Annotated in this window: 21 protein-coding genes; 9 read left to right on the forward strand and 12 right to left on the reverse strand. The window is 69.3% G+C overall.

The features are described 5' to 3' along the window. The first annotated feature begins 10 nt into the window (after nt 1-10). Genes GBB76_RS18155 through GBB76_RS18170 form a run of 4 tightly spaced genes read left to right on the forward strand, consistent with a single transcriptional unit; the run spans nt 11 to nt 4,281 of the window. Nucleotides 11-1,099, forward strand: coding sequence for an ABC transporter ATP-binding protein (locus GBB76_RS18155; protein ID WP_152304606.1), 1,089 nt, complete (start codon nt 11-13; stop codon nt 1,097-1,099). Beyond that, on the forward strand, nt 1,096-1,869 hold the full coding sequence (locus GBB76_RS18160; RefSeq protein WP_152304607.1) for an SDR family NAD(P)-dependent oxidoreductase: 774 nt from the start codon (nt 1,096-1,098) through the stop codon (nt 1,867-1,869). The genes GBB76_RS18155 and GBB76_RS18160 overlap by 4 nt, the downstream gene beginning before the upstream one ends. Nucleotides 1,870-1,901: 32 nt before the next feature. Beyond that, nucleotides 1,902-2,960: a phosphotransferase gene (locus GBB76_RS18165; protein ID WP_152304608.1), complete on the forward strand. Its 1,059-nt coding sequence runs from the start codon at nt 1,902-1,904 to the stop codon at nt 2,958-2,960. A 4-nt stretch (nt 2,961-2,964) separates the two neighbouring features. After that, nucleotides 2,965-4,281: an aspartate aminotransferase family protein gene (locus tag GBB76_RS18170; protein ID WP_152304609.1), complete on the forward strand. Its 1,317-nt coding sequence runs from the start codon at nt 2,965-2,967 to the stop codon at nt 4,279-4,281. 31 nt (nt 4,282-4,312) lie between these two features. Here GBB76_RS18170 and GBB76_RS18175 read toward each other — a convergent pair whose 3' ends face one another. The 5 genes from GBB76_RS18175 to GBB76_RS18195 all read right to left on the reverse strand — a co-directional run bounded on the left by GBB76_RS18175 (nt 4,313) and on the right by GBB76_RS18195 (nt 9,572). Continuing rightward, entirely contained in the window at nt 4,313-5,191 is an 879-nt protein-coding gene (locus tag GBB76_RS18175; protein WP_152304610.1) for a carbohydrate ABC transporter permease, read from the reverse strand. A 118-nt stretch (nt 5,192-5,309) separates the two neighbouring features. Then, nucleotides 5,310-6,584: an extracellular solute-binding protein gene (locus GBB76_RS18180; protein WP_152304611.1), complete on the reverse strand. Its 1,275-nt coding sequence runs from the start codon at nt 6,582-6,584 to the stop codon at nt 5,310-5,312. 84 nt (nt 6,585-6,668) lie between these two features. Continuing rightward, nucleotides 6,669-7,466, reverse strand: coding sequence for a carbohydrate ABC transporter permease (locus GBB76_RS18185; protein WP_152304612.1), 798 nt, complete (start codon nt 7,464-7,466; stop codon nt 6,669-6,671). A gap of 19 nt (nt 7,467-7,485) precedes the next feature. After that, complete coding sequence (locus GBB76_RS18190; RefSeq protein WP_152304613.1) at nt 7,486-8,628, reverse strand: ABC transporter ATP-binding protein; 1,143 nt, start codon at nt 8,626-8,628, stop codon at nt 7,486-7,488. A gap of 143 nt (nt 8,629-8,771) precedes the next feature. Then, the gene (locus GBB76_RS18195) at nt 8,772-9,572 is read right to left on the reverse strand and encodes an SDR family NAD(P)-dependent oxidoreductase (protein ID WP_152304614.1); all 801 of its coding nucleotides are present in this window, start codon (nt 9,570-9,572) and stop codon (nt 8,772-8,774) included. A 159-nt stretch (nt 9,573-9,731) separates the two neighbouring features. Here GBB76_RS18195 and GBB76_RS18200 point away from each other — a divergent pair, with 159 nt between their 5' ends. The 4 genes from GBB76_RS18200 to GBB76_RS18215 are packed head-to-tail and all read left to right on the forward strand — an operon-like array spanning nt 9,732 to nt 13,619. Further along, on the forward strand, nt 9,732-10,592 hold the full coding sequence (locus GBB76_RS18200) for a DeoR/GlpR family DNA-binding transcription regulator (protein ID WP_152304615.1): 861 nt from the start codon (nt 9,732-9,734) through the stop codon (nt 10,590-10,592). A gap of 40 nt (nt 10,593-10,632) precedes the next feature. Further along, complete coding sequence (locus GBB76_RS18205) at nt 10,633-11,433, forward strand: BtpA/SgcQ family protein (protein WP_152304616.1); 801 nt, start codon at nt 10,633-10,635, stop codon at nt 11,431-11,433. A gap of 36 nt (nt 11,434-11,469) precedes the next feature. Further along, nucleotides 11,470-12,972, forward strand: a complete 1,503-nt coding sequence (locus GBB76_RS18210; RefSeq protein ID WP_152304617.1) for an FGGY-family carbohydrate kinase — start codon at nt 11,470-11,472, stop codon at nt 12,970-12,972. Beyond that, nucleotides 12,969-13,619: an HAD family phosphatase gene (locus GBB76_RS18215; RefSeq protein WP_152304618.1), complete on the forward strand. Its 651-nt coding sequence runs from the start codon at nt 12,969-12,971 to the stop codon at nt 13,617-13,619. Before GBB76_RS18210 ends, GBB76_RS18215 begins: the two co-directional genes overlap by 4 nt. A gap of 5 nt (nt 13,620-13,624) precedes the next feature. Here the strand turns inward: GBB76_RS18215 and GBB76_RS18220 are convergent, their stop codons facing one another. Genes GBB76_RS18220 through mdcA form a run of 7 tightly spaced genes read right to left on the reverse strand, consistent with a single transcriptional unit; the run spans nt 13,625 to nt 19,813 of the window. After that, nucleotides 13,625-14,560 (reverse strand): ACP S-malonyltransferase, encoded by a 936-nt coding sequence (locus tag GBB76_RS18220; protein ID WP_152304619.1) that lies wholly within the window; start codon nt 14,558-14,560, stop codon nt 13,625-13,627. Continuing rightward, nucleotides 14,551-15,453: a triphosphoribosyl-dephospho-CoA synthase gene (locus tag GBB76_RS18225; RefSeq protein WP_152304620.1), complete on the reverse strand. Its 903-nt coding sequence runs from the start codon at nt 15,451-15,453 to the stop codon at nt 14,551-14,553. Before GBB76_RS18225 ends, GBB76_RS18220 begins: the two co-directional genes overlap by 10 nt. Beyond that, a complete protein-coding gene (gene mdcG, locus GBB76_RS18230; protein WP_152304621.1) occupies nt 15,447-16,190 on the reverse strand; it encodes a malonate decarboxylase holo-[acyl-carrier-protein] synthase in 744 nt (247 codons plus the stop codon). Before mdcG ends, GBB76_RS18225 begins: the two co-directional genes overlap by 7 nt. Before the next feature lie 5 nt (nt 16,191-16,195). Then, entirely contained in the window at nt 16,196-16,933 is a 738-nt protein-coding gene (locus GBB76_RS18235) for a biotin-independent malonate decarboxylase subunit gamma (protein ID WP_152304622.1), read from the reverse strand. Continuing rightward, nucleotides 16,930-17,826, reverse strand: a complete 897-nt coding sequence (locus GBB76_RS18240) for a biotin-independent malonate decarboxylase subunit beta (RefSeq protein WP_152304623.1) — start codon at nt 17,824-17,826, stop codon at nt 16,930-16,932. The genes GBB76_RS18235 and GBB76_RS18240 overlap by 4 nt, the downstream gene beginning before the upstream one ends. Further along, on the reverse strand, nt 17,823-18,143 hold the full coding sequence (mdcC, locus tag GBB76_RS18245) for a malonate decarboxylase acyl carrier protein (protein ID WP_152304624.1): 321 nt from the start codon (nt 18,141-18,143) through the stop codon (nt 17,823-17,825). The genes GBB76_RS18240 and mdcC overlap by 4 nt, the downstream gene beginning before the upstream one ends. Nucleotides 18,144-18,154: 11 nt before the next feature. Then, nucleotides 18,155-19,813, reverse strand: a complete 1,659-nt coding sequence (mdcA, locus tag GBB76_RS18250; RefSeq protein ID WP_152304625.1) for a malonate decarboxylase subunit alpha — start codon at nt 19,811-19,813, stop codon at nt 18,155-18,157. Nucleotides 19,814-20,151: 338 nt separating this feature from the next. Here mdcA and GBB76_RS18255 point away from each other — a divergent pair, with 338 nt between their 5' ends. Next, entirely contained in the window at nt 20,152-21,135 is a 984-nt protein-coding gene (locus GBB76_RS18255; RefSeq protein ID WP_152304626.1) for a tripartite tricarboxylate transporter substrate binding protein, read from the forward strand. The last annotated feature ends 17 nt before the right edge of the window (nt 21,136-21,152 follow it).

A 21,152-nucleotide genomic window follows, 5' to 3' on the forward strand; every position in this document is an offset into this window, starting at 1 on the left:
GAGCAAGGACTTGGCAGGCGTTACAATTCGGCAGGTCTCCAAGCATTTCGGGCCCGTGCGCGTGCTCGACGGGCTGGACCTCGCGATCGATGACGGGGAGTTCGTGGTGCTCGTCGGCCCGTCGGGCTGCGGCAAGACCACGCTTCTGCGCATGATCGCCGGCCTTGAATCGGTCTCCGGCGGCCAGATCATGATCGGCGAGCGGGACGTCACCTGGATGGCGCCCAAGGACCGCGACATCGCCATGGTGTTCCAGTCCTACGCGCTCTACCCGCATATGAGCGCGGCCGAGAACATGTCCTTCGGCCTCAAGCTCAACAAGACGCCCAAGCCCGAGATCGACGCGCGCGTGGCCGAGGCGGCCCGCATGCTGAAGATCGAGCATCTGCTGGAGCGCAAGCCGCGCGAGCTTTCCGGCGGCCAGCGCCAGCGCGTGGCGATGGGACGCGCCATCGTGCGCCGCCCGGCGCTCTATCTGTTCGACGAGCCGCTCTCCAATCTCGACGCGCAGCTGCGCACCAGCATGCGCACCGAGATCAAGCGCATGCACCTCGCCGAGAAGAAGACGGTCGTCTACGTCACCCACGACCAGATCGAGGCGCTCACCCTCGCCGACCGCATCGTCGCCATGAACAAGGGCGACATCCAGCAGATCGGCACCCCGGACGATCTTTATCGCCGCCCGGCCTCGGTGTTCGTCGCCTCCTTCATCGGCTCGCCGGCGATGAGCTTCCTGTGCGGCACGCTGACGGCGGCCGGAGCGGTGGCGCTGGAAGGCGTTGGCACCGCCCTGATGCTTCCCCCCTCATGGGCCGGCGTCGCCGCCGCGTCGGGTTCGACGGTGCTGCTCGGCCTGCGGCCGGAAGCCTTTGTCTACGCGCCCGGCGATGAGGGGCGCTTCGGCTTCGACGTGCAGGTCAACGTCGTCGAGCCCTGCGGCGCCGAGGTCTATGTGGTCGGCGAGGTCGCCGGGCAGGAAGTCACCATCCGCTGCGCGCCCGGCCATGTGCCCCCGCTCGGCACGACGGCCCGCTTCGCGGTCGATTTCGACGGCATCCACCTGTTCGATGCCGCCACCGAACGGAGCCTGCGGCCATGATCCTCAAGGACCGCATCGCCATCGTCACCGCCGCCGGCTCAGGGATAGGCCGGGCGGTGGCCATCGCCTTCGCGCGCGAGGGCGCGCTCGTCTACGCCACCGACCGCGACGGCGCCGCCGCCAGCGCGAGCGCCGAACTGGCCGGGAACGGCGCGCAGTCGCGCGCGCTCGACGTCGCCGATGCCGCCGCCATCGAGGTGCTGATCGCCGAGGTACAGGCCCTGCACGGGCGGATCGACATCCTGCACAACCATGCCGGGCTCCAGGTCGCCGGCGGGCTGGAGGAGATCGACGGCGGCCAACTCGACCGCTCCTGGGCGATCAACGTCCACGCCCAGTTCGCCGCCTGCCGGGCGGCGATGCCGATCATGAAGGCGCAGGGCGGCGGCGTCATCCTCAACACGGCGTCGAATGCCGGCGTGTTCCTCGACAAGGGCATGCTGGCCTACATCACCACCAAGTCGGCGGTCATCACCATGACCAAGCAGATCGCGCTCGACTATGCCCGCTTCGGCATAAGGGTGAACGCCATCTGTCCGGGCTGGGTCGATACCGCCTTCAACGATCCCTACACCGCCCAGCTTGGCGGGCGCGGGGCGCTGGAGAAGGTGGTGTCGGGCATGGTGCCGATGGGGCGCTTCGGCCGGCCGGAGGAGATCGCCGAGGCGGCGGTGTTCCTGGTCTGCGACCGCTCCTCCTACATCACCGGCCATGCGCTGGTGATCGATGGCGGCGAATGCCTGGCCGGCGGCGCCAACTCGACGCCGTGACCGTTGCCCCGCGTGCAGGTGTGAGTTTTCCGATGTCCCACGTCCTGACGACCGCCCCGCGGGCGGATGCGCTCGCGACGCCGTCGCCCTCGCTTACCGCCGGCCGGATCGAGCGGATTCTCCGCGAGCAGTACGGGCTCGACGGCGAAGCGCGGCTGCTCACCTCCGAGCGGGACCAGAATTTCCATTTCGCCACGCCCGCCGGCGAGGCGCTGGTGATCAAGGTCACCAACCCGGCCGAGGACCGGCTGGTCACCGATTTCCAGACCAGGGCGCTGCTGCACATCGAGGCGCGCGATCCCGCGCTTCCCGTTCCCTGTCTGCGCCGCACCCGCACGGGCGAGGCCGCCTTCGTGCTGGAAGAGGACGGCACGAGCATGGTGGTGCGCGCGCTGAGCTGGCTCGACGGCGTGCCGCTCTATCAGGTCGAGCGCACCGCCCGCCAGCGGCAGGAGCTGGGGGCGGCGCTGGCGCGCATGGGGCTGGCGCTGCGCGACTTCGGCCACCCGGCCGCCGGGCATTTCCTGCAATGGGACATCCAGCACGCCGCGAAGCTGCGCCCGCTGCTGGCGCATATCGAGGACCCGGCGCGGCGCGCGCTGGCGACCGAGTTCCTCGACCGCTTCGATGCCGAGGTGGCGCCCGTCCTGCCGCGCCTGCGCCGGCAGATCGTCCATAACGACCTCAACCCGTTCAACGTGCTGGTCGCCGCGCACGACCACGACCGGGTGACCGGCATCTTCGATTTCGGCGATATGGTCGAGACGGCGCTCGTCAACGACGTCGCCGTCGCCTGCAGCTACCAGCTCGCGGCCGGCGACGACCCGCTGGCTGGCGTCGCCGACTTCGCCGCCGCCTATTGCCGGGTGCGCCCGCTCGACGAGACCGAGCTGAGCCTGCTGTTCGATCTCACCGCCGCGCGCATGCTGACCACGGTCGCGATCACCAACTGGCGCGCGCTGCGCTACCCCGAGAACCGCGCCTACATCCTGCGCAACAGCCCTTCCGCCTGGGACGGGCTGGAACGCTTCGCCGTCATCGGCCCCGCGCGCGCCCGCGCGCGGCTCGTGGCCGCCTGCCTGGGGAAATAGCCATATGTCGATGGTCAATGCGTTCGATCCCGAAGCTGCCGCCGCCCTGCCGGAGGCGGAGAAGGATCTGATCCGCCGCCGCGAGAAGCTGCTCGGCCCGGCCTACCGGCTGTTCTACCAGCAGCCGGTCCATATCGTGCGCGGCGAGGGCGTGTGGCTCTACGATCCCGCCGGCAACGCCTATCTCGACGTCTACAACAACGTCGCCTCGGTCGGGCACTGCCACCCCCGGGTGGTCGAGGCGCTGGCGCGGCAGGCGTCGATCCTCAACACGCATACGCGCTACCTGCACGAGACCATCCTCGACTATGCCGAGCGGCTGCTGGCCAAGGTGCCGGCCGGGCTCGGCCACATCATGTTCACCTGCACCGGTTCGGAGGCGAACGACCTCGCGCTGCGCATCACCCGCGCCTATACCGGCCGGCAGGGCATGATCGTCACGCGCCTCGCCTATCACGGCCTCACCAGCGCGGTGTCCGAGCTTTCGCCCTCTCTGGGCGACTATGTGCAGCCCGGCCCGCATGTGCGCTTCGTCGCGCCGCCGGACGGCTATCGCGGCGCCGCCGAAGTGGGCGCCGCCTTCGCCGCCGGGGTGCGCGCGGCCATCGCCGACATGCGCGCGCAGGGCATCGAGCCGGCAGCGCTGCTGGTCGACACCATCTTCTCCTCCGACGGCGTGTTCGCCGATCCGCCCGGCTTCCTCGAGGAGGCGGTCGCGGCGATCCGCGAGGCGGGCGGCCTGTTCATCGCCGACGAGGTGCAGCCCGGCTTCGGACGCGTCGGGCCGCAGTTCTGGGGCTTCGCCCGCCACGGGCTGGTGCCCGACATGGTGACGGTCGGCAAGCCGATGGGCAACGGCCACCCCATGGCGGGGGTCATCATGAAGCCGCATCTGGTCGAGGAATTCGGCCGCAAGGCGCGCTATTTCAACACCTTCGGCGGCAATCCGGTGGCCTGCGCGGTCGGCCTCGCCGTGCTCGACGTGATGGAGGGCGAGGGCCTGCCGGAGCGCGCGCGCGAGGTGGGCGACTATATGCGCGCGGGGCTGCGCGATCTCGCCGGCCGCTATGAGGCGATCGGCGACGTGCGCGGGGCGGGGCAGTTCACCGGGCTGGAACTGGTGGAGGACCGCGCCACCAGGGCGCCGGATGCCGCCCTCACCAGCCGCATCGTCAACGGCCTGCGCGAGCGCCGCGTGCTGATCAGCGCCACCGGGCCGGGCGCCAACATCCTGAAGATCCGCCCGCCGCTCGCCTTCGCCCGCGAGCATGCCGATATCTTCCTCGATCGCTTCGCCGACGTGCTCAAGGCGAATGCCTGACAACGCCGCCGGGGGGGGGCGTCGCCGCCGGCTAGCGGCGCCGCTCCAGCGTGGCGAAGAACAGCACGGTCAGGCCCAGCACGATCAGCAGCAGCACGAAGGACGCCGCCGCGCCCTCGTTGAGGTGCAGCCCGAGAAAGGCGCGGCGATAGGCGAAGAAGCTCAGCACCTCGGTGGAGGTGCCCGGTCCGCCCTTGGTCAGGATGTAGGGCAGGTCATAGGTGCGGAATTCGTTGATGAGCTGGATGATGACCGCGATGGCGGCGACCGGCCGCAGCATCGGCAGGGTGATGTACCAGAACTGCTGGAGGGGCGACGCCCCGTCGACCTCGGCCGCCTCATAGGGGTCGCGCGGCAGCGAGGCGAGGCCGGCGGCGAGGATCAGCACGACGAAGGAGGTCTGCTGCCAGATGTCGATCCCGGCCATGGTCCACAGCGCGAGGTCGGCATTGCCGAGCCAGTCGACGCGCGGCAGGCCGACCGCTTCCAGCGTGTGGTTGACGATGCCGAGATTGGGCTGGAGCAGCATGCGCCAGATCAGCGCCACGCTCACCGGCGACATCGCCATGGGAATGGTGAGCACGGCGAAATAGACCGGCTTCATCGTCACGGTGCGGTTGATCATGAGCGCCACCGCCAGCCCGATGACGAACTCGCCGGCCACCGTGACGAGGGAATATTTGATGGTCAGCCACAGCGCGCCCCAGAACAGGGGATCGTTCATCATCGCCGCGTAGTTGGCGAAGCCGACGAACGGGGTGAGGGAGGGGCGCAGCAAGGTGAGCGAGGAGACCGAGATCACCGCCGCATAGACCAGCGGAAAGCCCATGACGATCGCCAGCATCAAGAGGCCCGGCGCCGCGAAGGCCCAGCCGTTCCGCCAGTCCCGATCCATGAGGGCCGCGCGCATCGTGTCGTTCCGTCTCGTTCGCCTGCCGGCGGTCGGTGAAAGGGATGGAGCCCCGCCCGGAGGCGGGGCTCCGACGCTCACACGTTGAGGGGTCGGGCGTGAGCGTTTCTCGCTCGCCTTACTTGGCGAGGAGCTGGGTCAGGCCGTCGGCCGCCGCCTTGAGGGCGTCCTCGGGCTTGGCCTGTCCGCCGGCCGCCAGCGAGAGCTGGGCGCCGAGCACGTCCTCGTACTGCGCGGAATAGGCGAAGATCGGGAACGACTTGCCCGAGGCGACGACATCCAGCGCGGTCTTGTAGAAGGGATACTTCGCCAGCACCGCCGGGTCGGTGTAGACGTCCGAGCGCACCGGCGCGTGGCCTTCCATGGCGCGGGCGACCGAGATCTTCTTGCCCTGCACCCATTCGATGAACTTCCAGGCTGCGGCCTTGGATTCATCCGAGGTGTTCTTCGGGATGCCCCAGCCCCAACCGCCGCTTTCGCCATGGCCGCCCGGCATCACCGACAGCGCCAGCTTGCCGGCGACCTTCGGGCACTTCTCCTTGTTGTCGAGCTGCGGCAGCATCCACCAGTAGGTGACCATGCTGAAGGCGTCGCCGGCGCACATCAGGCGCATCGTGTCGTCGAGCGTGGCGGAGAGGGCGCCCTGCTGCGCGCCGTTCTGCACGTTGTCGGCGTAGAGCTTGAGCGCGGTGAGGCCCTCGGGGCTGTTCAGCGCCACCTTGCGGCCGGCATCGAGATAGGCGCCGCCGGCGGAGAACAGGTAGTTGGAGAATTCCATCGCGTTCGGGTCGCCGCGCTGGCCCTGCATGGCCGCGCCGACCACGCCGCCGCCCGCCTTGAAGAACTTCGACAGCTCGACATATTCGGCGAGCGTCTTCGGCAGAGCGAGTTCCTTGCCGGTCTTGGCCTTGTAGGCCGCCTTGACCTTGGCGTCTTCCAGCAGGTCCGTGCGGTAGATCAGGCCCATCGAGTAATTGTACATGGGCAGGATCGGCGTCGCGTCCTTGGTCTGGCCGAGCAGGTCCAGCATGGACGGGATGAAGGGCTTCAGGTCGAAGCCGGACTTGGCGATATAGGGGTTGAGGTCTTCCAGCCAGCCGGCGGTGGGGAACTCGCCGGCCCACAGGAAGTCGACCTCGAGCAGGTTGTAGTAGCTCTCCGGCGAGACGAGCTGGGCGACCAGCTTGTCGTGCATGTCGCCATAGCCGATCTTCTCGAACTCGACCCTGATGCCGGTCTCCTTCTCGAATTCCGGCAGCAGCTTCTCGATGATCTGGGTCTCCGGCACGTCCTCCATCAGGGCGCGCAGGGTGACGGACTGGGCATAGGCGGGGGCGGCGGCCAGCAGCGTGGCGCCGAGGAGGGCCGCCTTCAGGCTACACTTCAACTGCATCTCGTTCTCCTGTTCCTCTGGTTCGGGCATCGCCCGACGGCGCACCCGTTCGGTCGTTCGCACCCATCGGGCGCGGCGGCGGCGTCACTTCACGCTGCCGAAGGTCAGTCCCTGCACGATGAATCGCTGGATGAAGCGCGAGGCGATCACCAACGGGAGGATGGCCAACACCACGCCGGCGGAGACCTTGGCGATCTGCACGCCGTTCGATGTCTGCAAGGATGAGAGCGCCACCGGCACGGTGGCCGTCTGTGGACCGCTCAGCACCAGCGCGAACAGGAACTCGTTCCAGGTGAGGATGAAGCCGAGCACGCCGGCCGCCGCGATGCCCGGCAGCGACACCGGCAGCACCACCCGCCAGAAGGCGCCCCAGGCGCTCGCCCCGTCGGTCTGCGCCGCCCATTCGAGATCGACCGGAATGCCTTCGAAGAAGCCCATCAGGATCCAGATCAGGAAGGGCAGGTTGAGCGCGGCATAGACGACGATCAGGCCGGTCAGCGAATTGGTGAGGCCGACGGTGCGGAACAGCGCGAAGGCCGGCAGCACGATGGCCACAGGCGGCAGCATCTGGGTGGCGAGCACCGCGAAGCGCCCGCCCTTGCCGCTGGTCTTGAAGCGGGCGAAGGCGTAGCCGGTCATCGCCGCGAAGGGCAGGGCGATCACCACCGAGCCGGTCGCCACGATCAGGCTGTTCAGATAGGAGCGCCCGTAACGGGTGCTGGTGAACAGGTCGACATAGTTGTCGAGGGTGAAGGCCGGCAGCAGGTCGGAGGAGTAGGACAGCGGCTCGGGCAGGAAGCTGGTGCGCACGACCCAGAGCAGGGGCAGGAGGATGACGGCGCAGACGAGAAGCAGTCCGAGGTGAAGAGCGAGGCGCCGCATGCCGTTTCCTCCTCGGGGCTCAGGCCGCGACCGCGCGCAGAGGCGGGCGCGGCAGGGCGCGCGTCGTCTGCGGGTCGAACAGGTGCATGGGGGTGAGGTCGAGATGCAGCGGCACCTGGGCGCCGACCGGCGCCGTGAAGTGCCGCGACAGCCGCGCCGATATCTCGACCGGCGCGCCGGTGCCGGCTTTGTCTTTGCTCGCCTGGCCGACGAGGATGTTCTCGACGCCCAGCGCCTCCATGGCGACGACATCGACGTCGAGGCGCTGATAGCCGGGCTGGGGCGCCTCGTGCAGGTCCTCCGGACGCAGGCCGAAGATCACGTCGCGGCCGGCATGCGGGCCATAGGCCTCGCGGTGGCGCGCGGGCACGGCGAGTTCGAAGCCCGGCCCGACCACCGCCAGCCCGTCGCCGCGCCCCTCCAACCGGGCGGGGATCAGGTTCATGGTCGGGGTGGCGAGGAAACGGGCGACGAAGGTGTCGACGGGGTCCGCATAGACCTCGAGCGGCTTGCCGACCTGGATCATCCGCCCGTCGCGCATGATGCAGATGCGGTCGCCCATCGTCATCGCCTCCACCTGATCGTGGGTGACGTGGACGATGGTGCGCCCGAGCCGGCGGTGCAGCTTGACGAGTTCCAGCCGCATCTCTGCGCGAAGCTGCGCGTCGAGGTTCGACAGCGGCTCGTCGAGCAGGAAGGCGACCGGATCGCGCACGATGGCGCGCCCCAGCGCCACGCGTTGGCGCTGGCCGCCGGAAAGCGCGGCCGGCTTGCGGTCGAGATAGGGGGTGAGGCCGAGCAGGGCGGCCGCCTCGCGGATCTTTTCGTCGATGACGGGGCGCGCCACGCCGCGCATCTTGAGGCCGAAGCCCATGTTCTCGCGCACATTCATGTGCGGGTAGAGCGCGTAGGACTGGAAGACGACGGCGATGTTGCGGTCGCGCGGGGCGACATTGTTCACGCTGCGCCCACCGATGCGCAGATCGCCCGACGAGATGCTCTCCAGCCCGGCGATCATGCGCAGCGTGGTCGACTTGCCGCAGCCCGAGGGGCCGAGGAAGATCACGAACTCGCCTTCCTCGATCCGCAGGTCGACGTCACGCACGCCATAGGCGCCGTTGGCGTAGAGCTTGGAGACATGATCGAGTTCGATCGACGACATAGATATTCCCTGGGTCTTTCCTGCGGCTCCCGGCCGTGCTCTCCCGCGCTGCGCAGCTGGGAGTGTCGGCGGGCAGGGTCGTAAACAAACAAGTTCGAACGTAATGCGAAAATACGAACGCCGGCATCCGCCGGCGTCGAGCCTCAGGTCGTGTAGACGCCTCCGGTCACGTTGACGCCCTGGCCGGTCATGAAGCGGGCCTGCTCCGAGCACAGGAAGGCCACCACGTCGGCGACGTCCTCCGGCTGTTCGAGGCGGCCGAGCGGGGTCATGCCGATATAGTCCTCGATCACCCGCTCGGGGGTGACGCCGCGCAGCTTGGCTTCCCATTCGACTTCGCGGGTCTGCATGCTGGTCGCCACGAAGCCGGGGCAGACGGCGTTGACGCGGATACCCTTGGGCGCCAGCTCGCGGGCGAACGCCTGCGTCCAGCCGAGCACGGCGAATTTCGAGGCCGAGTAATGCGCCAGCAGCGGCGCGCCGACCTTGGCGGCGAGCGAGGCAGTGTTGACGATGCAGCCCTTGCCCTTGGCGACGAAATGCCTTGCAGCGACTTGATTCGTCAGGAACACGCCGCGCGTGTTCACGTCGAAATTGAAGTTCCATTCCTCGTCGGTGAGGTCGAGCGCGGGGTTCATGGTGGAGACGCCGGCATTGGCGATCAGCAGGTCGCAGCCGCCGAGCTTCTCCAGCACCGACTGGAAGCCCGCTTCCACCGAGGCGCGCTCGCGCACGTCGATGGCGATCGCCGCGGCCCCTTCGCCGACCTCGCCGGCGGCGCGCTCGGCCGCCGCGAGATTGATGTCGCCGATCGCCACCCGCACGCCCTGACGCGCCAGCGCGCCGACGATGGCCCGGCCGATGCCCGTCGCGCCGCCGGTGACGAGGGCGCGACGGCCCGCGAGTTCGGGGTAGGTCGGCGTCGGTGCGGCGCTGGCGGGCATCTGTGCAACTCCTCTGTTGGGAGTCGACTTTATCCAAACATCATCACACATCAAGCGGAAATGTATGTTTGATCTTGTTCGTTTTCTGCGCTAGACAGAGCCAGCCGGGTTTGCGCACAAGGCTGTGAGGCAGGGCTGCGCAACCGGCGAGGGGCAGAGATGAGCGACGACGTGTCATTTCCGGACAGGACGGGCATTGAGGCCGGCGGCGGCGAGGAGCGCCAGCGCATGCTCTCGCATGTGCGCCATGCGCGCATTCTCGATCAGCTCAGCCAGTCCGGCACCATCACCGTCACCGCCATCGCCGCCGATCTCGGCGTCTCCGACATGACCATCCGCCGCGATCTCGTCGAGCTGGAGCGCGAGGGGCGCCTCGTGCGCGTGCATGGCGGCGCGGTGCTTTCCGAGGCGCCGGCCAGCGTCGCCATGGACAGCGAGGAGCCGCGCTTCGACGCGCGCCTGCGCCGTGGCGCCGACGCCAAGAGCGCCATCGCCGCCTATGCCGCCAATCTCGTCACCGGCTACCGCACCCTCGCCATGGATGTCGGCACCACCACCTATCTGATGGCGGGCCATCTGCGCGAACTCGGCCATCTCAAGATATTCACCAACAGCCTGCGCATCTCCACCCTGCTCGATGGCGGCGCGCCCGAGGTCTATGTCGCCGGCGGGCGGGTGCGGCCGGAGGAGATGTCGGTGCACGGCCCCACCGCCATCGCGCAGTTCGAGAAGCTGTGGTTCGACGCCGCCGTCATCGGCACCTCGGGCATCACCGCCGAGGGCTTCTTCGACTATTCCTTCGAGGACACCGACATGAAGCGCGTCTATCTGCGCCGGTCGGGCCTCAAGATCCTGCTGTGCGATTCCGCCAAGTTCCAGCGCATGTCGCTGGTGCAGGTCGGCGCCTTCAGCGAGATCGGCATGCTGGTCACCGATGCCGAGCCGCCCCCGCGCATTGCCGCCGCGCTCGCCGCCGCGCGGGTCGACGTGCGCATCGTCTCTCCCCTTTCCGGAAACTGACGCGCGCGCGTCGCGCAACCGCCCTCAAGGAGTAGCGAGAATGGTATTCGAGTGTTTTGGCGACAAGAAGAAGGTCGTCATCGCCATGGCCCACATCGGAGCCCTGCCGGGCGCTCCGCTCTATGATGCCGATGGCGGCCTCGACAAGCTGATCGAGGGCGTGCTGGCCGATGTCGAGAAGCTGCAGGCGGGCGGCGTCGACGCCATCATGTTCGGCAATGAGAACGACCGCCCCTACGTCTTCAAGGGCTCGCCCGCCTCGGTCGCGGCGATGAGTGCCATCGTGCGGGCGGTGAAGCCGCATCTGAAGGTGCCGTTCGGCGTCAACTATCTCTGGGATCCGGTCGCCACCGTCGCCATCGGCGCGGTCAACGGCGCCAGCTTCGTGCGCGAGATCTTCACCGGCCTGTTCGCCTCCGACATGGGCCTGTGGGAGCCCAACTGCGCCGAGGCGGCGCGCCTGCGCCACGATCTCGGCCGCGACGACATGAAGATGCTGTTCAACATCAATGCCGAGTTTGCCCACTCGCTCGACCAGCGCCCGATCGAGCTGCGCGCCAAGAGCGCGGTATTCTCCTCGCTCGCCGACGCTATCCTGGTCTCCGGCCCGATCACCGGCCAGCCGGCGGACCAGTCGCATCTGCGCAAGGTGGCCGAGACCGTCAAGGACGTGCCGATCTTCGCCAATACCGGCGTCAACATCGACAATATCCGCGACATCTTCTCCGTCGCCTCGGGCGTGGTGATCGGCACCCATTTCAAGGTCGACGGCAACACCTGGAACCCGGTCGAGGCCGCCCGCGTGTCGCGCTTCATGGATGTGGTGAATTCCATCCGCTGACCGCGCCGTCCTCCACGTCAGAAGGGTTTCCGCTCCATGGCCTATGTTCTCGGCCTCGACATCGGCACGACCTCGACCATCGGCCTGCTGCTGCGTCTGCCCGGCGAGATCGTCGCGGTGACGTCGCGGCCGGTGACGCTGTCGTCGCCCCATGCCGGATGGGCGGAGGAGGACACCGCGCAATGGTGGGCGAATGTGTGCTCCATCACGCGCGAACTGGTCGGCTCGGCGGGGATCGACCCCGCCGGGATCGCCGCGGTCGGCGTCACCGGCATGCTGCCGGCCGTCGTGCTGCTCGACGCGGAGGGGGCGGTGCTGCGCCCCTCCATCCAGCAGAGCGACGGGCGCTGCGGCGCCGAGGTCGCCGAGCTGCGCGCCGAGAAGGACGAGGCGTCCTTCATCGCCAAGGCTGGCAACGGCATCAACCAGCAACTCGTTACCGCCAAGCTGCGCTGGATCGCCCGGCATGAGCCGGATGTCTTCGCGCGCATCGAGACGGTGTTCGGCTCCTACGACTATGTGAACTGGCGGCTCACCGGCGAGAAGGCGGTGGAGCAGAACTGGGCGCTGGAGGCCGGCTTCGTCGACGTCTCCCGCCATGAGATCGACGACGAACTCGTCGCCTGGGCCGGCATCGCGCGCAGCGCCATCCCGCGCAAGACCGCCTCGCACGAGGTGATGGGCCGGGTCAGCGCCGCCGGCGCGGCCGAGACGGGACTCACTGAGGGTACGCCTGTCATCGGCGGCGCCGCCGACATGATCGCCTCGGCGCTGGGCGCCGGCGTCACCGGCAAGGGCGACATATTGCTGAAATTCGGCGGCGCTATCGACATCCTCGTCGCCACCGATCAGGTGAAGCCCGATCCGCGGATGTATCTCGACTACCACCTGATTCCCGGCCTGTTCATGCCCAATGGCTGCATGTCGACCGGCGGTTCCGGGCTCAACTGGTTCGTGCGCAATTTCGCCGGCGGCGAGGCGGTTGAAGCTGCGCGCGAAGGCGTCAGCGTCCATCAGCATCTCGACCAGCTCGCCGCCGCGCGACCGGCTGGCGCCGACGGGCTGACGGTGCTGCCCTATTTCCTCGGCGAGAAGACCCCGTTGCACGATCCCGCCGCGCGCGGCGTGTTCGACGGGCTCACCCTCTCGCACGACATCGGCCATCTCTGGCGGGCGCTGCTGGAAGCCTATGCCTATGCCTGCGCCCACCATGTCGAGGTGCTGCGCGACATGGGCCATTCCGCCGCGCGCGTGCTGGTGTCGGATGGCGGCTCGCATTCGCGCGTGTGGATGCAGATCGTCGCCGATGTGCTCGGCCAGCCCGTCCACCGCCTCAAGGGCCATCCCGGCTCCTCGCTCGGCGCCGCCTGGACGGCGGCGGTGGGCGTCGGCCTCGCCGACTGGGCGGGTATCGCCCGCTTCGTGCAGCAGGACGAGGTGCTCCAGCCCAACCCCGCCCATGCCGACACCTATGCGGCCGGCTACGCGCGCTATCGCGCCCTCTACCGCACGCTCGAAGCCGCGCGGGAGCCGGCATGAGCCCGATCGCCGGAGCCTTCCGCGCCGTCGCCTGGGATATCGACGGAACGCTGGTCGACAGCGAGCCGCTGCACCACCGCGCCCTGCTCGCCGCCTGCCGGGCGCTGGGCTCGGATGTCTCCGACCTGCCGGACCAGGCCTTTCGCGGCATCCACATGCACGATGTATGGACGCAGATTTCGCCGCGCCTCGCCGCCGAGGTACGGGAGGCGGAATGGATCGCGCGCATCAACGCCCACTACGTCGAGAACCGCGACTCGCTGGTGAGCCTGCCGCAGGCGGTGGCGACGATCCGCGCGCTGGAGAAGATCGGCATCGCGCAGGCCTGCGTGTCCAATTCCAGCCGCAGCGTGGTCGACGCCAATATCGACGCGCTGGGCATCGCCGATGCGCTCTCCTTCTCGCTGAGCCTCGATGACGTCGCGCGCGGCAAGCCCGATCCCGAGCCCTATCTCGCCGCCTGCCGGCGCCTCGGCCTCGCCCCGGAGAGGGTCGTCGCCGTCGAGGACAGCCGCTCCGGCGTGCTCTCCGCCCGCGCCGCCGGCCTCTTCGTGGTCGGCTATCGCCCGAGCGGCGGCGGTTTCGGCGATGCCGATCTTGAGATCGACCGGCTCGACGAGGTGATCGCGCTCTTCGCGACGGGATAATTCCCTCAACCCGCCTGCTGACGGGTGCGCTCGATCCATTTGAGAAGCCCCGATGTCGAGCGGAAATCCTCGAAGGGACGCACCGGCACGTCGGGCAGGATCTCCGCGCACAGCCGCGTCAGGCTGTGGCCGGGGCCGATTTCAACGGCGAAGCGCGCCCCGCGCTCGCCCGCCAGTTCCAGGCAGCGGCGGAAATCGAGCCTTGTATGAAGCTGCTCGGCGAGCGCGTCGGCGGCCTCCTCCGGGGTGCGCAGGACCCGCCCGTCTATCCCCGACAGCATGTGGCGCCGCGCCCGGCGCAGCGGCGCCCGGGCGAGCACGTCGCGGAAAGCCGGCCCGGCCGCCGCGATGAAGCGCGTATGCGAGGCGACCCGCACCGGCAGGCGCTTCACCGTGCGGGCACCCTGCGCCGCCAGTTCGGCCTCGATGCGCTCGAGCGTGCCCGCCGCGCCGCCGAGCACCACATGGTCGGACCCGTTGACGATGGCGACGGCAAGGTCGGCCGCCTCGGCCAGCGCGGCGATCCGTGCCAGCGGAAGGCCGATCACTGCCATCATGGACTGTTCCAGCCCGCTGTCGCGGCGCGCCTCGTCCATGCAGCGCACGCGGGCGTCGATGACGTCGAACGCCGCGACCGGATCGAGGCCGCCGGCGCAGGCGAGCGCCGCGATCTCGCCGACGCTGTAGCCGATGCAGATATCGCCGGTTTCCTCGCCGAGCACGGCATGCACCGCGAGGCAGTGCGCGGTGAGCAGGATCTGCGCGGTCCGGTTGTCGGCATAGTCGAGCCGATCCTCCGCGCTGCCGAGCCGGCGCAGGTCGATGCCGAGCCGCGCCGAGGCAAGGTCGAGGATCGGCCGCGCGGCGGCCTCGTCGACGAGCCGCTCGAACATGGCCGGGTGCTGGTTGCCCTGCCCGGGACATAGCAGCATCAGCGCCATGGCAGTGCCCGCCCCGGAACAAGCCCGGCCATGGCCGCGAGGAAGAAGGCGGCCGCGACCAGATCGGCCGCGCCGCCCGGGCTGAGACGGCGGGCGACGAAGCTCTCGTGCAGCGCCCGGGCCCGCCCGTATCCTTCGCCCACCAGCATGCCGCCGGCCGCCATGAAGTCCCCGGCGGACTGCCGGGCGAAAGCGAGGCCGTCGGGACCGGCTCGGTACAGCAGGTTGTTGTCGTCGAGCACCGCGACGGTGGCGTAGAAGGCGTGCAGGCCCGCCGCCTCCACGCTGGCGCCCCGCCGGCAGGCGAGGGCGAAGGCCGGCAACGTGTGGCGCCGCAGCACCGGGAAGCCGGCCGCCGCCTGTTCGCGCGCGCCGGCCGCGCCATAGCGCGCCCGTACCTGCGCGCCGTGGCTGGCATCGACGGGCGGGCGGGCGGCGAGGATGTCGGGACCCCACAGGCCGACCCGCTCGCAGAGGCGCAGGCCATGTTCCAGCGCGTCGGCGCCTTCGTCCCGAAGATCGCTGCGGCCCGCCGAGGCGGCCAGCAGACCGAGCGAGAACACCGCGCCGCGATGGGTGTTGATGCCGCCCGTCGCCCGGAACATGCGTGCCTCCGCCGCCATGCCGAGCGCCTTGAGTTCGGCGAAGCGCGCGCCGGCGGCGCCCGCCTCGGCCATGCCGCCGAAATAGCCCTCCAGAGCGGCGGCGCTGCGCCGGAAGGTGGCGGCGTCCATGTCGCGATGGCTGCCCGTATCGACGAAGCTCACCAGCCCGGCCTTGGGATAGAGCCGCAGTTCCATGCCGAGCGCCCAGAGCGCGCAGCGGTCGATCTCGGCGGCCACCCCGGCCGCCAGCGGCGGGTCGGCCCGATGCGCGCGTGCGTTGGTCAGCATGCCGCGACGCCCGGCTCAAGCAGGCGATGCACGCTCTCCCGCGACACGAGGGAGAGTTCGTCGAGCCCGCGCACGAGCACCTCGGGCGTGTCGGTGAACAGCTCGCGCCACGCGACGCGGCGGTCGGGGGCGAGGGTGATCTCGCCATCGAGGCGTGGGCAGTCGTGGGCGCTGGCGTCGGACAGCACGGCGAGCAGCCGCTCGATATCCGCCCCGGGACCCGGCTCGATCAGAAGGTCGATGTCGGAAGCGGGGTGGAGATAGGGCTCGCCGGTCAGATGCTGCCAGCCGAGCGAGCCATAGGTGCGCACCGCCGCGCCGCTGCCGGACAGTTGCCGGCAAAGCTGGCGCAGGGAGCGGCGCCAGCCGGAGAAGGCGGCGTCGCAGGCGTCCGCCAGCAGCGGCATGGAGCCGGTTCGCAGCACTACTTCGCGCGGCGCGCGAAGCGCGAGGCGGCGGCGGTCGAGCCGGCTCGGCAGCGGCAGGCCGAGGGCGAGCCATCCGGCAGAGGCGAGGGCGCTCGCGGCGTCCTCCCGCCGGACCACGAAGGGGCGGCCGGCGCGTACCCACGCGGCGGCCAGTTCCCGGTCCGGCTCGCGCGCGGCCAGCAGGCGCGCCGGGGCCTCCACCGGGTCGAGCCAGACCAGATCGTGGCGGGCGAGGGCGGGCCACGGCCTCGCGGCCCCGCGCGGCAGGGCGGGGGCGGCGCCGATCCACGAACGGGCGGCCGGACGCATCGCCGTCACGCTCCCGCACGCACCTGGGCGGCGACGTCGCGCGCCAGTGCGCGTCCGCCGCGCTCCTGGCCGAGGGCGCGGCGGGTGTCCGCGCCGGCCGGCGCCTCGGTCAGCGCCTCGCGCAGATGCGCCCGCAGATCGCCGGACCAGATCGCGCGCAGGGCGCCGACGCGCAGGAAGTTCTCCACCCCCGGCCCCAGCACGGGCGAGGTCGCGCACAGCTCGGTCAGCCGGTCGAGCGGCACTTTGGTGACACGCGCCATGGCGTTCAGCGCCATCACCCGGACTTCCGCCGCCGGCAGCGCGTAGCAGGCGTCGGTCGCCATGCCGAGGGCCATGAACCCGGCGCTGACCGCCAGTTCGTTGACGAGGCCGATGACGAGGTGCCCGCGCCGGCGCGCGGCGTAGAGGCAGGCGGCCAGATGGGCGAGGCAGCCATTATTGCCCATCAGCTCGTCCCAGCGGCCGAGACGATGGCCGCTATTGTCGACGATGATCAGGATCGGGCGTCCCGGCGCGTCGTGCATGACGTCGAGCACATAGCGGGACATGGCGAGGGCGAGGTCGGCGCCGACATAGGTGCGCTCGGCGGTCGCGAGGATGGCGACCTGCTGCCCGTCGAGCGTGCCGACGCCCGTCACCAGCGCGCCGGTGCGGGTGACGCGGGCGTCCTCGAACAGCGTATCGATCAGGCGTTCCGTGGAGGAGGCGCCGGCGGTCGCGGCAGCGGCATCGGCCTTCATGGGCGGGTTCCTTCCAGAACGGCGACGAGGCGGTTGAATTCGTCCGCCTCGATGTCGGACACACGGTCGGGATCGTTGACCCCGAGCGCGGCCCAGATCTCGCGGGCATCCTTCACGCCCTCGAAGCGGGCGAGGCGGGTGGCGAGGCGCGCATGCTCGGCCTCCAGCGCGTCGAGGTCGAGCGCCCGCGCGTCGTCGAGCGCGGCGGCGACGGCGCCGCGGAACGCCTCGATGTCGTCGGCGACGATGGTGTCGATCTCGCCGATCAGCCGGCGGTGCTTGGCGCCCATGGTGCGCCAGACCAGCGCGCGGTCCTGGGCATCGAATTCCTCGATGCCTTCTACCGCTTCGATCACCTCGGGGCCGGACACCGAGAGGCGCCCCTCCTCGCTGGCGACGATGCGGTCGCAGGAGCGTGCGATCATCGAGGTGCCGCCATAGCAGCCATTGCGTCCCCCGATCACCGCGATGACAGGAATGCCGGCGGCGCGGACGTCGAAGACGGCGCGCTGGATCTCGCCCATGGCGATCAGCCCGGCATTGGCCTCGTGCAGGCGCACGCCGCCGCTGTCGAGCAGCAGCACCACCGCATCCGGGCGGGTGTCGAGCGCGCGCTCCAGAAGGCCGGCGAGCTTGGCGCCGTGCACCTCGCCGACCGCCCCGCCCATGAAGCCGCCTTCCTGCGCGGCGGCGAGCACCGGGCGGCCCTCGATCGCGCCCTCGCCGACGACGATGCCGTCGTCGAAGGCGACCGGCATGCCAAGCGCCGGCAGATGCGGGCTGGTGAGGCGCCGGGAGGGACCGCAGAACTCGCGGAACGAGCCGGCGTCGAGCAGGCCGCGCAGCCGGGCGCGGGCGCTTGCTTCCAGAAAACTGTGGCGGGCCGGAATCATGCGCCGGTCTCCTCAAGGTCCGCCCAGGCCTGGTCCAGCCGCAGCATCACCACGGCCGGCGTGGCGCCGCCGTCATTGATCGAGAGGCGGATATTGGCGAGGCCGAGCCGGGCGACGAAATCGCCGAGCACCTGCTCCCAGGTCTCGCCGAAGCCACGGATCGAGGTATCGACCACCGCGTGGCAGCCGCCGCCGAGATCGGCGCGCTCGATCATCACTTCCAGATTGCCCGAGCCCACCACGCCCACCAGCGCCTCGCCGCCGGCGGCGAGAGGGGTGCCGGGCCGGCCGGCGAAACGAAATTCCAGACGCTCCATGCCGCGCCCTCCTACCAGTTCTTGAAACGCGCCGGCGGCGCATAAAGACCCCCGGACCAGCGTACGAGGTCCTTGATCGAGCGGGCGGCCAGCAGGTCGCGGCTCGCCAGCCTTTTGTCGACGCCGATATCCTCGGGATAGACGATGGCGCCGCGCTCGCGCAGCGCCTCCACCATCCGGCGGTCGCGCTTGCGGCCGACCTCGGTGTAGCCGGCGACGCCCCGGATCGCCTGCGCCCGCTCGGCGAGCGTGTCGCACAGCAGGAGGTTGGCGATGCCCTCCTCAGTCACGATGTGGGTGAGGTCGTCGCCATAGACCATGACCGGGGGCAGCGGCAGGTCGAACGTGTCCATCAGGTCCCAGGCGTCGAGCCGCTCGACGAAGGTCGGCGACAGCCCTTCCTTGAAGGTCTCGACCATCTGCACCACCAGCTTGCGCCCGCGCGGCATGCCCTCGCGATGGGCCTCCTGTCCCGCGCGCAGCCAGGCCGGGCTGCCATGGCGCCGCCCGCGCGATTCCGAGCCGAAATTTGGCGCGCCGCCGAAGCCGGTCATGCGGGCATGGGTGGCGGTGGAGGAATTGCCCTCAAGGTCGATCTGCAATGTCGAGCCAATGAACAGGTCGGCATAGTGGCCGGCAAGCTGGCAGAAGACGCGGTTGGAGCGCATCGTGCCGTCGCGGCCGATGAAGAACACGTCGGAGCGTTCGGAGACGTAGTGCTCCATGCCGAGTTCCGAGCCGGCGCAGTGGATCGCCTCGATGAAGCCGGACTCGATGGCGGGGATCAAGGTGGGGCAGGGGTTCACCGACATGTAGCGGCAGATCTTGCCGCGCAGCCCGAGTTCCTCGGCATAGGTCGGCAGGATCAGTTCGATGGCGGCGGTATCGAAGCCGATGCCGTGATTGAGCCGGGTGACGCCGTATTTCTCGTAGATGCCGCGTATCACCATCATCGCCATCAGCACCTGAATGTCGGTGATGGCGCCGGGGTCGCGGGTGAAGATCGGCTCGATGTAATGGGGCTTGGGCGCCTCGACGACGAAGCTCACCCAGTCGCCCGGCACGTCGACCCTCGGCACCTTGTCGACGATGCGGTTGACCTGGGCGATCAGCACGCCGGAGCGGAACGCCGTCGCCTCGACGATGGCCGGCGTGTCCTCGGTGTTGGGGCCGGTATAGAGGTTGCCGTCGCGGTCCGCCGCCTCCGCCGCGATCAGGCTCACACGGGGCGTCAGGTCTCCGAAATAGCGGCTGTAGAGTTCCAGATAGGTATGGATCGCGCCGACCTCGACCTTGCCGGCCTTCACCAGCTGGGCGAGGCGCAGCCCCTGCGGGCCGGCGTAGCAGAAGTCGAGTTTCCGGGCGATGCCGCTCTCGAAAATGTCGAGATGTGGCGCCAGCGCGATGTTCGACTGCACCACGTGCAGGTCGTGAACCCGTTCGGGCGCCACGTCGGCGAGGGCGCGTGAGAGAAAATCGGCATGCTTCTGGTTGTTGCCCTCGATGCAGATCCGGTCGCCCGGCTCGATCACCGCTTCCATCAGTGCGGTCGTCTGCGCGGCGGGCACCACCTTGGAGCCGGCGAGCGCGAGGCCACGGGCGATGCGGGCCTCGTAGTTGCGGGCCAGCGTGTCCCAGCTGCCGCGCACGGAATGGGTCGACGCGTCCATCAGGCGCGCCTCAGCGAGAGGCGGGCGCCGACGGCGCGCCATTGCCCCCACGGCAGCCGGACCGGGCTGCGCCGATTACTGTATCCATTGCGCTTCCTCCTGATATATTTTTTGCATGGCAAAAGTGCCTGACGCCCCGCCGGACCCTTCATGCGCCGGCTTCCGCAGGGTGCGGTGCATTGCCCTCAGCTTGGCACGATAACGGCAGGAACGCATTGATCGCAACTAGAATATCTGAAATATATGAGTTGCACATCATACTGTTTTGATCCAGTATCATTCTAAGGCGCGGAAACACGCGCCAGCCAGAACGCATCCCACACCCTGGAGGAACGCCAATGAAACAAGCCGCCCTTGCCGGCGCAGTTCTGCTGCTGTCGACATTTGCCGCCTCGGCCTGGGAGCCGACCAAATCCGTCGAAATCATCGTGCCGTTCGGTCCGGGCGGCGCGTCCGACCAGATGGCGCGCACCATGCAGGCCATCATCCAGAAGCACGGCCTGTCGAAGGAGTCGTTCATCGTCGTCAACAAGCCGGCCGCGACCGGCGGCGAGGCGATGATGGACATCAAGAAGTCCAAGGGTGACCCGCACAAGCTGCTGACCACCTCGAGCACCATCTACATGACGCCGCTCGCCACCAAGATTCCGGTGACCTGGCACGATTTCACGCCGGTCGGGATGGTGGCGCAGGACGAATTCGGCCTGTGGGTGAACAATGAATCCCCCCTCAAGAACGTCAGCGACCTGAAGGCGGCGGCCAAGGCGGCGAACCCGCCGATCAAGGTCGGCGGCGGCGGCTCCAAGCGCGAGGATGAGCTGATCACCTTCGGCGTATCGACCGAGCTCGGCGTGCCGGTCGCCTACATCCCCTATAAGAGCGGCGGCGAGGCTTCGACCCAGCTCGCCGGCAATCACGTGGTGTTGGAGACCAACAACCCCTCCGAGGACGTCGCCAACTGGCGCGCCGGCCTCACCCGGCCGCTCTGCGTGCTCTCGCCCAAGCGCATCGCCTATACCGCCAAGGTCACGGCCGACAAGGCGTGGAGCGACGTGCCGACCTGCGGCGAGCAGGGGCTGAACTTCACCTACAACATGCTGCGCGGGCTGTTCATGCCCGGCGACGTCACCCCCGAGCAGCAGGCCTATTACGTCGACCTGCTCGGCAAGATCACCGCCACGCCCGAGTGGAAGGAATATCTCGAGCGTAACGCGCTGCTCTCCGACGTGCGCACCGGTCAGGCCTATGTCGACTTCCTGACGGCCGACGAGGCCAAGCACAAGGAACTGATGGCCAAGGCCGGTTTCCTGCCGACCAACTGAGCGCAGCTCGCAACGCG

It is taken from the genome of Ancylobacter sp. TS-1 (genome assembly GCF_009223885.1).
Classification (GTDB): Bacteria; Pseudomonadota; Alphaproteobacteria; order Rhizobiales; family Xanthobacteraceae; genus Ancylobacter.

Bases quoted from the DNA above. Each gene is read 5' to 3' on its own strand.
- GBB76_RS18160 (WP_152304607.1), top strand. From the start codon at position 1,096: ATGATCCTCAAGGACCGCATCGCCATCGTCACCGCCGCCGGCTCAGGG.
- GBB76_RS18165 (WP_152304608.1), top strand. From the start codon at position 1,902: ATGTCCCACGTCCTGACGACCGCCCCGCGGGCGGATGCGCTCGCGACG.
- GBB76_RS18170 (WP_152304609.1), top strand. From the start codon at position 2,965: ATGTCGATGGTCAATGCGTTCGATCCCGAAGCTGCCGCCGCCCTGCCG.
- GBB76_RS18175 (WP_152304610.1), bottom strand. From the start codon at position 5,191: ATGCGCGCGGCCCTCATGGATCGGGACTGGCGGAACGGCTGGGCCTTC.
- GBB76_RS18180 (WP_152304611.1), bottom strand. From the start codon at position 6,584: ATGCAGTTGAAGTGTAGCCTGAAGGCGGCCCTCCTCGGCGCCACGCTG.
- GBB76_RS18185 (WP_152304612.1), bottom strand. From the start codon at position 7,466: ATGCGGCGCCTCGCTCTTCACCTCGGACTGCTTCTCGTCTGCGCCGTC.
- GBB76_RS18190 (WP_152304613.1), bottom strand. From the start codon at position 8,628: ATGTCGTCGATCGAACTCGATCATGTCTCCAAGCTCTACGCCAACGGC.
- GBB76_RS18195 (WP_152304614.1), bottom strand. From the start codon at position 9,572: ATGCCCGCCAGCGCCGCACCGACGCCGACCTACCCCGAACTCGCGGGC.
- GBB76_RS18200 (WP_152304615.1), top strand. From the start codon at position 9,732: ATGAGCGACGACGTGTCATTTCCGGACAGGACGGGCATTGAGGCCGGC.
- GBB76_RS18205 (WP_152304616.1), top strand. From the start codon at position 10,633: ATGGTATTCGAGTGTTTTGGCGACAAGAAGAAGGTCGTCATCGCCATG.
- GBB76_RS18210 (WP_152304617.1), top strand. From the start codon at position 11,470: ATGGCCTATGTTCTCGGCCTCGACATCGGCACGACCTCGACCATCGGC.
- GBB76_RS18215 (WP_152304618.1), top strand. From the start codon at position 12,969: ATGAGCCCGATCGCCGGAGCCTTCCGCGCCGTCGCCTGGGATATCGAC.
- GBB76_RS18220 (WP_152304619.1), bottom strand. From the start codon at position 14,560: ATGGCGCTGATGCTGCTATGTCCCGGGCAGGGCAACCAGCACCCGGCC.
- GBB76_RS18225 (WP_152304620.1), bottom strand. From the start codon at position 15,453: ATGCTGACCAACGCACGCGCGCATCGGGCCGACCCGCCGCTGGCGGCC.
- mdcG (WP_152304621.1), bottom strand. From the start codon at position 16,190: ATGCGTCCGGCCGCCCGTTCGTGGATCGGCGCCGCCCCCGCCCTGCCG.
- GBB76_RS18235 (WP_152304622.1), bottom strand. From the start codon at position 16,933: ATGAAGGCCGATGCCGCTGCCGCGACCGCCGGCGCCTCCTCCACGGAA.
- GBB76_RS18240 (WP_152304623.1), bottom strand. From the start codon at position 17,826: ATGATTCCGGCCCGCCACAGTTTTCTGGAAGCAAGCGCCCGCGCCCGG.
- mdcC (WP_152304624.1), bottom strand. From the start codon at position 18,143: ATGGAGCGTCTGGAATTTCGTTTCGCCGGCCGGCCCGGCACCCCTCTC.
- mdcA (WP_152304625.1), bottom strand. From the start codon at position 19,813: ATGGACGCGTCGACCCATTCCGTGCGCGGCAGCTGGGACACGCTGGCC.
- GBB76_RS18255 (WP_152304626.1), top strand. From the start codon at position 20,152: ATGAAACAAGCCGCCCTTGCCGGCGCAGTTCTGCTGCTGTCGACATTT.